At 41.3% G+C, this 14269-nt stretch carries 14 protein-coding genes, 1 pseudogene and 1 riboswitch; of the genes and pseudogenes, 9 read left to right on the top strand and 6 right to left on the bottom strand.

Annotated features, from left to right (window positions below):
- Positions 1–69: 69 nt before the first annotated feature.
- Positions 70–717, top strand: coding sequence for an A1S_1983 family putative colistin resistance protein (locus tag OKC24_RS12655; protein WP_131275587.1), 648 nt, complete (start codon positions 70–72; stop codon positions 715–717).
- A 137-nt stretch (positions 718–854) separates the two neighbouring features.
- Here OKC24_RS12655 and OKC24_RS12650 read toward each other — a convergent pair whose 3' ends face one another.
- Positions 855–2099, bottom strand: coding sequence for a D-amino acid dehydrogenase (locus tag OKC24_RS12650; protein ID WP_130147910.1), 1245 nt, complete (start codon positions 2097–2099; stop codon positions 855–857).
- Between the two features lie 148 nt (positions 2100–2247).
- A riboswitch (glycine riboswitch) is annotated at positions 2248–2336 on the bottom strand.
- A gap of 253 nt (positions 2337–2589) precedes the next feature.
- Between OKC24_RS12650 and OKC24_RS12645 the strand changes: the two genes are divergently transcribed.
- A complete protein-coding gene (locus tag OKC24_RS12645; RefSeq protein ID WP_252151839.1) occupies positions 2590–3291 on the top strand; it encodes a uracil-DNA glycosylase family protein in 702 nt (233 codons plus the stop codon).
- A gap of 177 nt (positions 3292–3468) precedes the next feature.
- Entirely contained in the window at positions 3469–3810 is a 342-nt protein-coding gene (locus OKC24_RS12640) for a hypothetical protein (protein WP_252151838.1), read from the top strand.
- 297 nt (positions 3811–4107) lie between these two features.
- On the opposite strand, the gene OKC24_RS12635 is transcribed toward OKC24_RS12640, so the two are convergent.
- The 4 genes from OKC24_RS12635 to OKC24_RS12620 all read right to left on the bottom strand — a co-directional run bounded on the left by OKC24_RS12635 (position 4108) and on the right by OKC24_RS12620 (position 7351).
- Positions 4108–4653 carry a GNAT family N-acetyltransferase gene (locus OKC24_RS12635; protein WP_130147914.1) on the bottom strand — a complete coding sequence of 182 codons (546 nt, stop codon included), beginning with the start codon at positions 4651–4653 and terminating at the stop codon, positions 4108–4110.
- A gap of 109 nt (positions 4654–4762) precedes the next feature.
- Positions 4763–5857 carry a chorismate synthase gene (gene aroC / locus OKC24_RS12630; RefSeq protein WP_130147916.1) on the bottom strand — a complete coding sequence of 365 codons (1095 nt, stop codon included), beginning with the start codon at positions 5855–5857 and terminating at the stop codon, positions 4763–4765.
- A gap of 13 nt (positions 5858–5870) precedes the next feature.
- Complete coding sequence (prmB, locus tag OKC24_RS12625; RefSeq protein ID WP_130147918.1) at positions 5871–6881, bottom strand: 50S ribosomal protein L3 N(5)-glutamine methyltransferase; 1011 nt, start codon at positions 6879–6881, stop codon at positions 5871–5873.
- An 89-nt stretch (positions 6882–6970) separates the two neighbouring features.
- On the bottom strand, positions 6971–7351 hold the full coding sequence (locus tag OKC24_RS12620; protein ID WP_130147920.1) for a lysozyme inhibitor LprI family protein: 381 nt from the start codon (positions 7349–7351) through the stop codon (positions 6971–6973).
- A gap of 228 nt (positions 7352–7579) precedes the next feature.
- Here OKC24_RS12620 and OKC24_RS12615 point away from each other — a divergent pair, with 228 nt between their 5' ends.
- The 6 genes from OKC24_RS12615 to OKC24_RS12590 all read left to right on the top strand — a co-directional run bounded on the left by OKC24_RS12615 (position 7580) and on the right by OKC24_RS12590 (position 13509).
- Positions 7580–7885, top strand: coding sequence for a hypothetical protein (locus tag OKC24_RS12615; protein WP_130147922.1), 306 nt, complete (start codon positions 7580–7582; stop codon positions 7883–7885).
- A gap of 155 nt (positions 7886–8040) precedes the next feature.
- Positions 8041–9414: an ABC1 kinase family protein gene (locus OKC24_RS12610; RefSeq protein ID WP_130147924.1), complete on the top strand. Its 1374-nt coding sequence runs from the start codon at positions 8041–8043 to the stop codon at positions 9412–9414.
- 233 nt (positions 9415–9647) lie between these two features.
- A complete protein-coding gene (locus OKC24_RS12605; RefSeq protein ID WP_171457757.1) occupies positions 9648–10934 on the top strand; it encodes an acyl-CoA dehydrogenase family protein in 1287 nt (428 codons plus the stop codon).
- A 23-nt stretch (positions 10935–10957) separates the two neighbouring features.
- Positions 10958–12157: an acyl-CoA dehydrogenase family protein gene (locus tag OKC24_RS12600; protein ID WP_130147928.1), complete on the top strand. Its 1200-nt coding sequence runs from the start codon at positions 10958–10960 to the stop codon at positions 12155–12157.
- A gap of 111 nt (positions 12158–12268) precedes the next feature.
- On the top strand, positions 12269–12757 hold the full coding sequence (locus tag OKC24_RS12595) for a GNAT family N-acetyltransferase (RefSeq protein ID WP_265465447.1): 489 nt from the start codon (positions 12269–12271) through the stop codon (positions 12755–12757).
- A gap of 248 nt (positions 12758–13005) precedes the next feature.
- Entirely contained in the window at positions 13006–13509 is a 504-nt protein-coding gene (locus OKC24_RS12590) for a lytic transglycosylase domain-containing protein (protein WP_228257639.1), read from the top strand.
- Between the two features lie 5 nt (positions 13510–13514).
- Here the strand turns inward: OKC24_RS12590 and OKC24_RS12585 are convergent.
- Positions 13515–14064, bottom strand: a pseudogene (locus OKC24_RS12585) (DUF4256 domain-containing protein).
- Positions 14065–14269: the final 205 nt, after the last annotated feature.

Below are 14269 nucleotides of genomic sequence, written 5' to 3'. Positions count from 1 at the left end.
ATCTTGTATTCACGCTTTCTATTTCGCTATAGTTAGTACAAGCGCAACGTAGTGAAAGTATAAGCGATCATGCTGTTGAAATCTGATATAAATATCATCAAAACCATTACAATTGGCTTAAGTATTGGCTTTTTTTTCTCAAGCCCTATCCATGCAGAAGCAATAGACTGCGCGGTCCCCGGCCACTCTTTGCAAAAAGTGTGTTCAGCATCTTTTTCTAAACAGCGTGATCATCTGGATAACCTCTACCTGACCTCACTCCTGGTTACCGATGCGCCTTCCCGCATTATCAAAGACACTCAGCTGATGTGGGTTCAGCGGTTAAAGCAATGTAAAAGTATTGACTGCATTAAACAGCAAATTGATTTGCGCGCAGATGAGCTGAATATTTTTGTATCGTTGAATCAAAGCCTGACTCAGCACTACTTAAAATTTGAACGCGGCGCTTTTGCACAGCAGCAGGTGCATATGAAAGTCCATCAGCTCAGCAAAGACCGCATTAAAATTGAAGCTGTGGCCTACCGCAATCCGAATAACCGCTTAGATGCTCAAAGCATCGCCTTTTTAGCCTATACCACGCCAGACCAAAAAACTGAAGTCACTGACAACGAGCATGATTGCAAATATCAGTTTAACTACAGCAAGGCGATTCTTTCAGTTAAAACTGTGCAAAAGGGCTGCGAACGTTTTGCGGGCATATACCGCCTGTATGATTGATCAACTTTTCTGTATTTAAAAATAGCGGGCAGCATACTCATGCTTGGTTACCAGATGCATGAAAAAAGATAACACCTTTTTTAAATAATACCTGCAAAAAAAGGCACAACTCCAAGTCCTTGTGCCTTTTTAACTTATTATATAGGATGACTTTGAGCAACCTGCTGGCTAATCATTGCCGCCGTTGCCGCTGACAGCGTCCAGCCTAAATGCCCATGTCCCGTATTGTAAAAAACCCGCTCCCGTTTACCGCGGTTTACGATGGGCATCATATTTGGCATCATCGGACGCAACCCCGCCCACGGTACAGAAAATTCAGTGGATAAATTGAAGTTGCGGTTCACCCAATCGACTAAAGGCTGAATCCGGTCAGAGCGGATATCACGGTTATAGCCATTAAATTCTGCCGTTCCTGCAACGCGCAAACGGTCAGCACCTAACCGTGAAGTGACAATCTTGGCGCTTTCATCCAGCAAACTCACCCACGGCGCATATTTTTGACTTTCGGCATCCCGCAGCTCAACAGTAATCGAATATCCCTTAACAGGGTAAATATTTACACGGTCACCCAGCATGTCCGCTAGCTGATAACTGCCCACACCGCCGCATACTACGACAGCGTCAGCATTCAATGCTTCAATGATGCCGGCATCTGCATCCATATTTTCATCGCTGGCTTTAAGCTGAATACTGATCCCTTGCCCATAATGCTGAATGGATATGACTTCCTGACCGAATAAATATTCCACACCATTTTGCTGTGTGACTTGCGCCAAGCCAGCGGTAAATTTGTGAATATCGCCTGTCGCATCCCCTGGACAATAGAATCCGCCATAGTAATTTCCCGTTAAACTTGGCTCAATTGATTTAATTTCATCATGGCTTACCGCATAGCGTTCCAAACCGCCTTCACATAGCAGCGTATTGACCCGAATTGCCGTTTCATAATCTGCTTTAGTATAGTAAAAATGTAAAATTCCGCGTTTTTCCAAATTAAAATCAATACTTTCTTTTTCTGCAATTTCAAAAAGCCGCTGCCGGGCCAATAACGCCATTCTGACTGTTTCTTGAGTATTTTCTTTATAATGTTTGATATTGCCTAAAAATTCCATCAGCCATGCATATTTATGCACACTGAAACTGGGGTTCAAAAGCAAGGGGGCAGACTTTTCCGACATCCATTTAATGCCTTTAAGCACCGTCGCCTTTTGATTCCAAACTTCTGCATTGCATGCAGACAGCTGTCCGCCATTGGCAAATGATGTCTCCATTGCCGGATACAAATGCTTATCTATTACAGTAACATGATACCCCAGAAGGCTAAGCTCATAGGCTGTTGTAACACCGGTAATTCCCGCACCAATCACTGCTATACGGCACATAGGCACTCCTTAAAATGCAAAAAGCATTTCAAATCATTGCGCCTCATCTGTTTTGGGTACCTGAGAGCTTCAATGAAGCTGAATGATTTCAGATTCATCTTCCTCCTTCGGTGAGCATTCTCTTTTAAATGCTTCTCTCCAGATTTTTTCAATTACTGCAGTCCTTTTGCCTGAGAGTTTCCTGAGGCTTTGCTCCTTCGGCGAGCGCATTGAGCGCTTCTCTCCTGCAATAATTGCTCTCTATAATATGAGCAATTTTTATACCAGATCCAAGCAATTTTTTTAATTTCATATTTCAGCCTGCAGTCGAAATTTAATATTCAGCTTTTCCAGTAGCGCTGATAAAATATAAAATTGAGTTCCTCCGCTTTTAACAGCTATCCAGACAATGCACGCTTACAGTTTTAAAGATTTTTCAGATAAAATTTTGCAGCATTCCATTGATGAATTGACACACTCATCCATATTGCGCCTTAGCTCATCTGGGAATTTGAACAGTTATTATACTCCTTTCGATGCAATCAATACTGAGGCAAAAATTGTACTGGTCGGTATCTGTCCAGGTCAGCTGCAATGGCGCAATGCTTTGCAAGCGGCGCAAGATGGCCTCAAGCAAGGATTAGATACGGATGAGATTCTAAAGCTGGCAAAAGCCGCCGGCGCTTTCAGCGGGCCTATGCGCAAAAATTTAGTTAAAATCTTAGATTATATTGGCCTGCCGCAAGTGCTGGAAATTTCAGGAACGGAACTTTTATTTAATGAACAGCAGTCTTTAGTTCAGATGACTTCTGTGCTGCATCAATGCATTCTCGTCAAAGGTAAAAATTATACTGGCGCCAGCCCCAATATGCTGAAAAATGACTTTTTAAACCAGCATATAAAAACGTATTTCTTACCTGAAATTGCACAATTGCCTAACGCCATTTATATCCCTTTCGGTTCCAGTGTAGTTGAAGTGCTTTATGCTCTATCAAACTTAGGCTATTTGCGTGAAGAACAAATTTTGGATGGCTTTCCGCATCCTTCTGGCGCCAATGCTGAACGTATTAAATACTTTTTAGGTGAAAAATCGGCAACTGAATTATCAACAGCGACCAACGCAGCGATGATTGATCAAGCAAAGAACAGGCTTTTAGATAAGATAAAGAAATTAAGCTTGCAAAATCATAGATTTGACGGGCGCACACAATAATCATTCTGATTTTTTGCTGCCTTACAGTGCATCAAAATGACAATTCAACAGCACACAATTGAATTAAGACAAGTGAAAGCAATCGCTTAAAAATATTCATCAAATACACATTCCATAATGTGATTATAGCCAGCAAAATAAATACAGCTTAATAAAAAAAGTTTTATAGGATTAAAAATGAAAAACTGTCTGCTTATTGCCTGCCTCACAGCATTGCTGTCAGGCTGTATTGTTGTGCCGTCTAAATCAGGCTCAACGCCAGCATCCATCGCTCAAGGGGTCAAAGCTGTTGAAAACTCTAAGGCTGTGACACGTACGACAACACGTGGCCCACTGCTTTGTGAAAATATCCCCAGCTGTCCGGAACTCGTGATTGATTGGACTAAACGCCAAGGCGCACACGATCTTTCCATTCATATTTACAGCCCGAACCAAATAGAGTTAAACGAATTTACGTTTGTTGTTGATGGTAAAAATACTCTTACAGCACCATCGGCGCTGCATCATACCATCAGTTAGAAAATTCGAATGTCATTGATTCATCAAATACCGTGTATGTACCATCAAGCCTTTTGACCCGCTTTAGAAATGCAAAAGATATTCAGGTGCTGCTCAGCTCGAATCAAAGAGACATTTTACATGCTATGCTGAGTAATGGAACTCAATCAAAAGCTTACCGCTTATTCCTTCGCGCATATTGAGGCAAAGCCTTTCTGCATTTAAAAACGCTCGCAAATTTTTAAATGCTCCTTTGGCGCATTATTTAATGCGCCTTTTCTCTTCAATGAAAATTTTTATATTCCATCATTTACACAGCTAAGCCGTCAGGCTGTTTATTCTTTTCTGTAAATGCACTAAATGTAAATCAACAAGCGGTACACCTACATTGGCATCTATCGGATAATCTTCAATATTCAATGTTTTCGTATAACCGCACCGCTCATAAAAGGCAATAAGCTCAGATCTAACATTCAATACATACATGTCCAGCATTTTAATTTCAGAATAATTCTGCTCAACGTAACGCTCTGCAAAATTCAACAGCGCCTTGCCTAGCCCCATATTCTGCAAAAATGGATCAATACAAAAACTGCCGATTTCTACAGAATCTAAATTTTTTGTTAATCCTATGCATCCCAATATGCGCAATGGATTCTCCTGCTTTCCCTCTAATACCCAAATCTCAAAATTAGGCTGCCTCGTGCTTTCCTGCAATTGTGCTTGGGTTATCCGTAAACCATCTACAATAGCGGCTTCATTGGTCCAGCTTTGGCCCGTATTGCTGCGGTATGCCTGATTTATCATTTCAGTCAAAGAAGCCAAGTCATCCATGTGCGCCAGTCTAAAATTCGGCTTTATCATATTTCTACTGCAATTTTTTCTAATGTATTGTTCTTTTATAGCGCATCATGCATCTCTTTAAAATAAAAGGCCAGACAATTGTCTGGCCTTTTTAGCATCAAAATGATAATCAGTTAGGCTCAATCGGCGCAAATGGCGCAATCACATCAGCATTTTGCGCACGATGGCGCATGAAGTGATCCATCAACACTATGGCCAGCATAGCTTCTGCAATGGGCGTTGCTCGAACACCGACACAAGGATCATGGCGGCCTTTGGTCAGCACATCGGCATTCTCGCGATTGATCGTAATGGTTTTACCCGGCGTGGTAATTGAAGCTGTCGGTTTCAATGCTATGGCAACACGAATGTCCTGACCGCTCGAAATTCCGCCCAATATGCCGCCAGCATGGTTTGCAAGAAATCCATCCGTCGTCAACTCATCACGTGTTTCATGGCCAAACTGTTCGGCAACGCCAAAACCGTCACCGATTTCTACACCCTTTACCGCATTGATGGACATCATGGCATGTGCAATATCTGCATCTAAACGGTCAAATACAGGTTCACCCCAGCCCACAGGCACTTTCGATGCAATAATTTCTAATTTTGCACCGCAGCTGGTGCCTTGTTCACGGAGTGAAGTGACCAATGCTTCAAAACGAGGCACAGCATCTGCATCACCGCAGAAAAATGGATTATTCGGAACTTCATTCCAATCCAGTTTTTCAGCTTTTTCGGTGCCGATTTGAGTCACATGCCCACGGATTTCAATGCCGAATTTTTCAAATAGACACTTCTTCGCAATTGCGCCAGCAGCAACACGCATCGCAGTTTCACGTGCGCTAGAACGTCCGCCGCCCCGATAATCACGGAAGCCGTATTTTTGCGTATACGTATAATCGGCATGGCCGGGGCGGAAAGTATGAGCGATATTGCCGTAATCTTTAGATTTTTGATCGGTGTTGCGGATCAGCAGGCCAATAGATGTACCCGTTGTTTTACCTTCAAAAACACCTGAAATGATTTCTACTTCATCCGGCTCTTTGCGCTGGGTTGCAAATTTAGATGTGCCAGGCTTGCGGCGGTCCAAATCTTTTTGCAAATCTTCTGCAGACAGCGCGAGGCCTGGCGGAACACCATCCACAATGGCCATTAATCCTGCGCCATGTGATTCGCCGCAAGTCGTTACACGGAATAATTGCCCTATACTATTGCCAGCCATGTTCAACAGCTCCTTAAGCTTGAATAGATTGGAGGAATAAATCTCTGTATGTACGGCACTGCTCTGCCGTTAAAGCAAAAATACCGGTACCGCCTTTTTGAAACTGCAGCCAGTAAAAATCAACAGTGTTGAAATTTTGACGCATCGCCCATTCAGAATTGCCGACTTCGATCACAATCAAACCGTCTTCGGTTAAATAATCAGCGGCCTGAGCCAGCATTTTACGCACTAAATCCAGACCATCCTGACCTGCAGCCAAAGCTAATTCAGGTTCATGATGGAACTCTTCAGGCAAGTCAGCCATATCTTCCGCATCTACATAAGGAGGATTCGACACGATTAAATCATATTGATTTTCGGCAGGGATTTTGGCGAACAGATCAGATTCAAGCAATGCGACCTGATACTGCTTGTTATGATGCTCTGCATTAATTGAAGCAACTTCGAGCGCTTCCTTAGAGATATCTGTGGCATCCACTTCTGAGTCTGGGAATGCATAAGCCAGCGCAATCGCGATACAGCCTGAACCTGTGCACATATCTAAAATGCGCTGCGGCGTTTTAGGATTTGGATTTTCCGGCAGATTATTGACGGCTGCGCCCATTTCACCATTTTCACCCAAGCAATATGGAGCAAAACGGTTTTCTATCAGCTCTGCAATTGGTGAACGTGGAATAAGTACGCGCTCATCCACATAAAATGGCTTGCCAAAGAAATAAGCCAAATTCAATAGATATGACGTTGGAACTTTTTCATTGATGCGGCGTTCCAGCAGCGCCAAGAATTCAGCCGCTTCGCTAGGCAGCAGTTTCGCATCTAAAATTTCAGAATTGGCATTCCAGTCCAATGACAAAGTTTGCAGTACCAATGCTGAACTTTCAGCAAAATAATCTTCTGTACCTTGACCTAAATGTGCATCGTATTGACGTAAAGCTGAAACACCAAAACGGATAAAATCACGAATAGTTGTTAAATTTTCAGCGGCTTCCTGCATATGTTCAGGGCTAATAGTCGGTCGATCCACTTAAGGCGTCTCCAAGGTCATATTTTTAAACGCCTTATGATACCTTAGTTTTGGTGGTTTTATTAAGCTTTCAAACCGAGAATAATGAATTATTCGAATGTCCGGGTCTTGTTCTTATAAAATTCAGCCCGATCTGCAGTCATGCCTAAAATGCATTGCTGCTGCTGAATAACCGCATGCACAGAAACTGTGTTTGAACCGCAAACGTTATTAATACGGAATGCCCACAGCTTATGCTGTGTTATATAATTCGCTTCAAACTCACCTGAATTTTTCAAATATTTTTTATAGTATTTATCTAAGCTTTTTTCCTGAATTTTTAATTCATCTTTAATACAACCCTGAATTGTATCTGTATTTCCATAAGTACCTGTCATGCACTGCTGATATTTTTTGGTTACGCCAGCCGCGAACACAGAACTTGCACTTAAAGCCGCTAGGCTGATGAACATTAAACTCCAAAAACGCATTATTATCCCCTTGCCTGAATAGAAGGCATATCACAAAAACTTTTCTTTTAATTTCTCAAATACTACAGGATTCAATTGTAGAATTGAACAATGAAAGCTTGAAATACGAAGCAAAAAATTCTCGCCGACATTTTATTCACATTTAAAAATTCTGCCTGCACATTGAAACCCAAAATAAAGCCCTCATCTATTTTGAATAATTGCGACTTTAAACAGCATTCTTTACTTATGAGCTATAAACACAATAACCTTATGGCGATGCGTCAAAGTTACTGGAATGATTCACTCTCTCCCAAAGTCATTGAAGAAAAACAGTACTTTCAGCAGGTTCTAATTGAAAATGGCATTTTCACCATGCCTACTTTGGAAGATGCAAAACATCTGTTTTTTAGCCTGCCCAGCATTATTATTGTGAAAGGCTACGCAAGCGGCTTTAAGCATCAATCTGTCAAAAAGCTTATTTGCCAGCATGTGCAGGACAACAAACTGCTATTGCAGCAAAAATCGGAAATGAAAATTAAATTCAATGTTTAAGCAATCCACTGCCTTTCTTTAAAGCAGTTTTATCCTTTAAGCTGCATAACTTTACTGGTTATTCAGCACGTTAAACTTTTTTAATACGCGCAGACACGGTAAGATTCGTTACAATGAATTATTCTGCTATTTGCTGATTAAAGGATTTAGTTTACATGTCAGATCAGAACGATAAGCTCAAACAGCTGAAAACATCTTCAATGGATCGACGCTTATCGATTGCAAAAGCATCTTTGCTTGCAGGAACCCGCTGGGCTGCATCAAATGCTACCTCTATTTTTTCCAGTGAGGAAGAAAAAGAACGTAAACGCAAGAAAGCTATGAAAGAACAGGCGGACTATTTAGTTGCCGAAATTGGCAAGCTAAAAGGTTCAATTGTAAAGATTGGCCAAATGATGGCATTGTATGGCGAGCATTTTCTGCCAGAAGAAATTACGCAAGCCCTAAATACACTGAATAATCAAACAATAGCATTGGCATGGCCTGCAATTAAAGAACAGCTGCATGTTCAGCTGGGTTCTAAGCTAGATGAGCTGACCATAGACCGCGAACCGCTGGGTACTGCATCATTGGCGCAAGTTCATCGTGCAGTCCGTAAATCTGACGGCTTAGAAATTGTTTTAAAAATACAATATCCAGGGGTAGCAGATGCCATAGATTCAGATATGAATCTCTTCCGGAATATGCTGAAACTCACTCGAATGGTGCCGCAAACCCGCGAATTTGATCAATGGTTTGATGAAGTGCGTGACATGATGCACCGTGAAGTCAATTACAAAATTGAGTCTGAGACCACACGCCGTTTTGCATCACGCCTGAAAGATGATCCGCGCTATATCGTCCCGCAGATTATTGATGAATATTGCACCGATCAAGTACTGTGCATGACCTTCGAACGCGGCGTACCCATCAACAGCCCAGTGATGCTGTCTTTGCCGCAAGAACGCCGCAATGCTTTAGGTGAGGCTTCACTTGAAATTGCAGTACGTGAACTGTTTGAATGGGGTGAAATGCAAACCGATCCAAACTTCGGCAACTATTTAGTCCGTTTAGGCAATGGATTAGATGTGCAAGACAAAATTGTGCTGTTGGATTTTGGCGCAATCCGCCAATTTGATCAGCATTTGCTGAAAGTTGCACACAATCTTATTTTTGCAGGATTTAATCACAATGCTGATGAAATGGTAAATGCAATGACTGGATACAGCTTCTTCGACTCTATTCCGCAAAGCATTAAGCCTGATATGGCCAAAGTTTTCTTGCTGGCAACCGAAGCATTCAGCACCCCGCTCAATAATGCAGACCTGCCTGCCGGCGTAATGGATGAACAGAACCGCTATGACTGGAAAAAAAGCCAGCTGCATAGCCGTGTCATGCAGCAGGCTTCCAAATCGATGGCATCCCGCTACTTCAGTGTTCCACCGAAGGAGTTCATGTTTATCAGCCGGAAATTTATTGGCGCCTACACATTCATGACCGTCATTGAAGCTAAAACCAATGTCAGAAAAATGATCCAAAAATACAAATAAGCGGTTTTTGACCTGAATGACCTTTGTCATTCAGGTCAATTCCTATTGTAAATTCCAAAATACAAAAAAAATTAAATAATTAAAAATCAATTCATTAAACATATATTTCTTCAAATGCTATCCGTTCATCAATGTCAATAAACTATGTCAGTTTTGACATGGTATTTTTACAATCCGCATGTCAGCATAAATTTAGAAAAACATTTCTTTCTGGAAAAACAAAAATGAATGATATGGTAAATAAAGCGCAAGGATTTGGGCTGTCATTGCTCACAAAAATTGCCGGCAGTGATGTATTAGATCAACTCAAATTAAGAAAATTTGTCGAAAAATCACTGTACCAAGGCTCTAAAGCTGGATTTAAAACACTGAATAAAACGCAAAAGGCATTTAAACCGCAAAATAATGTACATAAACAGCGTTTACCAAATCAATCAAAGTCATTATTTGATTTAAGCTTATCTGAAGAACAGCAGATGACTTCGGACGCCATGGCGCAATTTTCGCGAGAAGTGCTTTATCCTTTAGCGCAAAATGCAGATCAAAATGAAAAATTTCCATCAGAGCTATATCAGTACAGTATTGAACTGGGCCTGAATTTCTATGCATTGCCCGAAGCGCTCGGCGGTGTTGCCGCAGAAAAAAATATCATCAGCAATATCTTAATTGCCGAGCAATTGGCTCAAGGTGACTTTAGCTTAAGTGCCGGTCTGCTTTCCACTTTCAGCGTCATCAATGCCATTACACAATGGGGCTCTGAGCAGATTCAATCCAAATATTTGCCGAGTTTTGCAGAAGATGCTGAAATTCAAGGCAGCTTTGCAGTACAGGAAGCTACACCAGCTTTTAATCCCTTTAAGTTAAAAACGAAAGCCGTTAAAAATAATGGCCTGTACAGCATTACTGGCGAAAAAACACTGGTTTTATTAGGTGAATCGGCTGATGTGCTGCTGGTTTCCGCTGAATTTGAAGGCCGGTCTGATGTATTTGCCGTTACTCGAAATAACTGTATTACTGTCAAAAAATCTCCTGCTATGGGATTAAAAGCCGCCGAAACTGTCACCCTGCATTTTGATAATACACCTGCTGAACGGCTAGGTGATGACGATTTTGATTATGCTGCTTTCTTGAATTTAGGCAATTTAATGTGGTGTGCAATGGCGATTGGCACATGCGAAGCTGTTAAAAAATACTGCATTCAATATGCAAATGAGCGCACTGCATTTGGTGAACCTATTTCACACCGTCAAAGCGTTGCCTTCATGGTTGCCGATATGGCAATTGAAATTGATGCAATGCGCATGCTGGTATTGAATGCCGCAAGCTTGGCTGAATCCGGAAAGCCTTTCCACCGTGAAGCATACTTGGCGCGCCTGCTCTGTGCAGAAAAATCCATGAAAATTGGCACAGATGGCGTGCAAATTCTTGGCGGTCATGGCTTTACCAAAGAACATCCAGTAGAGCGCTGGTACCGGGACCTGCGCGCGACTGCCATCATGCACTCTGGCCTGCATGCCTAATAAGCATTAAAAGGAATAAATCAATGAACTTGCAAAACCCTAAAAAATTCAAAATGCTTATTGATCAAGCACATGAAGTTGCTCTGAATGTGTTGCGCCCAATTTCCCGAAAATATGACAAAGCCGAACATAACTACCCCAAAGAATTAGATATGCTCTCAGCTCTAGTCGATGGCATGAATGAAGGCGGTGACGGCATGAATGCCGGCGCAGCTGTAAATAAGCGCGGTGATACGAATTCTGGCAATAAAAATGGCGTCAATATGTCTACAGCGCTCAGCATCATTGAAATGTGTTATGGCGATACAGGACTGCTGCTGAGCATGCCCCGTCAAGGTCTTGGCAACTCAGCAATTGCAGCCGTTGCAAATGAGGAACAGCTACAACGCTTTAATGGGACATGGGCCGCAATGGCGATTACTGAACCCAATTGCGGTTCTGACTCTGCTGCAATCCGTACGACTGCCATAAAAGATGGCGATGACTATATCCTCAATGGTGAAAAAATTTTTGTTACTTCTGGTGAGCGTGCAGATTCAGTTGTCGTGTGGGCGACATTGGATAAGAAATTAGGACGTTCCGCCATTAAATCTTTTGTCGTGGCAAAAGGAACGCCTGGCATGAAGATTGAACGCTTAGAACACAAACTCGGCATTAAAGCTTCCGATACAGCAGCTATCAGTTTCATCGACTGCCGGGTGCCTGCTGCTAATTTATTGGGAAATACTGAAATTGATGTTGCTAAGGGATTTGCAGGCGTCATGGAAACCTTTGACAATACCCGTCCACTCGTCGCAGCCATGGCAGTTGGCTGTGCAAAAGCATCGTTAGAACGTATTAAGGAAATCTTTAAAGATGAGCTAGATGAGCAATATGCGACTCCCTATTTACAGACCTCAAATCTAGCTGCTCAAATCTACCATATGGAGGCTGAATGGGAAGCAGCCCGTTTACTAATGCTTAAAGCTGCTTGGATGGCTGACAACAAAAAGCCAAACTCACGTGAAGCCTCAATTGCTAAAGCAAAAGCAGGCCGCGTAGGCAATGAAATTACACTCAAATGCGTAGAGTTGGCAGCAAGTATTGGCTATAACGAAGATGAGCTTCTAGAAAAATGGGCACGGGATTCTAAAATTTTGGATATTTTTGAAGGCACGCAGCAAATTCAGCAACTTATTATCGCGCGGCGTGAACTGGGAAAATCTTCCAGCGAACTTAAATAACTTTTTTCAAAGCACTAAGCTAAGCTATTTGTGATTTCATTTAAAGATGGATTTTTACAGTAAAACATACTATAACAATCCATCTTTACTGTTTTTTATCCCAAACTTTATATGTACAAAATCCGCACTATTGAACAAAAAGACAATGCTCAAATTGCCAGTGTCATCCGTGAAGTTTCGGAAGAATTCGGACTTGCTGCCGAATCAGGCTTTGCAGTTGCAGACCCTATATTGGATAACCTTTATGAAGTTTACCAACAGAAAAATGCACACTATTGGGTGATTGAAAACAATCACGGAGTCATTTTAGGCGGTGGAGGCATTTCCCCGCTACAGGGTGATTCTAATATTTTAGAAGTACAAAAAATGTACTTTTGTTCTGAAATTCGCAGTCATGGATTTGCAAAAGAAATTTTATCCCTTGCTTTTGAATTTGCTGCAAAACATGGCATTCATTTTTGCTACTTAGAAACCACTGCCAATTTATGGCAGGCAGTTAAACTCTACGAAAAACTGGGTTTCCAGCATTTATCTGCACCGAAAGGCAATACTGGACATAACCATGCCTGTGAAATCTGGATGCTAAAAAGTTTAATATAAGCTTTTCAGCCATAGCTTATGATTTTCATTAGCAAACAATTTGCGCCATTACTAATGGCAACTGTGTTTGCTTAACAAATTCAACACAGCTTCAGCTTTTGAAACAATTGACTGCTCACATAATGCCGAATAATATTTTGAAGTAATTCAAAGACTCGACAGTAAATATTTTGATCAACTCAATTCAGCAGCTAAAACACATTAATATGCTTCATTTTTCCAAAAACATCACTGTTAAATCATTATGCATGCTGATTACAGCAACTGTTTTTACAGGCTGCTCATCTCTTGGTGGTGGATCAATTGAGAAACGCGCGGCAAAACTTTCTGCAGGAATCCAGCGCGCCTATTCGGTTGATCCTAATATGGCTAATCGAGTATCGCCAATGATTGTACAAAGCGCTGAACGCTATGATTTAGATCCATTGCTTTTAGCTGCTGTAATTAGGCAAGAATCAAGTTACCGCAGTTATATTTCATCACCTGCTGGTGCAGTTGGACTGACACAGATTATTCCCCGCTATTGGCAAAACAACTGTCCTGGTGATTTATTTGACGAATACACTAATATTCAATGTGGAAGCTATATCATCGCCCGCTATAAAAACACAACTGGTGAATGGCCTAAAGCATTAGCATATTACAATGTTGGACCAACTGGGTATAACTCTGACCGGCGTATGAAAAAGCAAGGAAAACGCTATGCTAAACAAGTCAAACAACATCAGAAAATTTTAAAAAGCGCTTTATAGAGTTATTAGAGAATAAGCTTACATCGGAATCCACGTGATGCGTAGTATGACTGCCCACTATTATGATAGGTAAATACATGCCCATATCGATTATCGCAAAATATAGCTCCGCCCCCTTCTTCGGATAGCTGAAGGAGTTAATACCCGGCTCGATGTTTTTAAATCAAAATTAAAAACTTTCTGTATTGCACGGTATTCATCTTCAGTAAGCAGCTCCGCGCCAATCTCCTTGACTATATCAATGACATTATCTTTAGGAGGGCGATCTTTCCTATTTTCCAGTGCGTCATGGTCATAACACAGACTTCTTCTAGGTTTCGGTGACTCCAGACTACAATCATAAAATACAACCTCTGCAGGATGCTCACTCAACACTGCAATATCTGGTTCACCGCCTGTTCTTTGCATTTCAAACAATGTTTTTAATTTTAAGGGCTGCGCAATCAATTGCTTTTCAATATCTATCCACTTTAATTGAGGATGTCGCTGCATATTTTCATCAAAACGCTTCTGCAATATTTCTAAAATAACGATTTCATCGAGATCTTTGAGCATCTGTATATCCTAAAAAGCTTTTGTGTAGTCTTTTTTAGAATAAGCCATTAAACCATCATTAACATCAGCGAATACATATTGAATTCCAATGAATAAATTTAATATATAAGCTTCAGGCTACGCTCAGCCTCTCCGCGGGCAATTATTTCCTATTTTTCCTTATTAATATATATTCTTTTGCATAAAAAAATCCCCCTAACTCGTT

The organism is Acinetobacter entericus (assembly GCF_026168575.1).
Classification (GTDB): domain Bacteria; phylum Pseudomonadota; class Gammaproteobacteria; order Pseudomonadales; family Moraxellaceae; genus Acinetobacter; species Acinetobacter bouvetii.
This window is presented reverse-complemented; position numbering and strand designations above follow the sequence as displayed.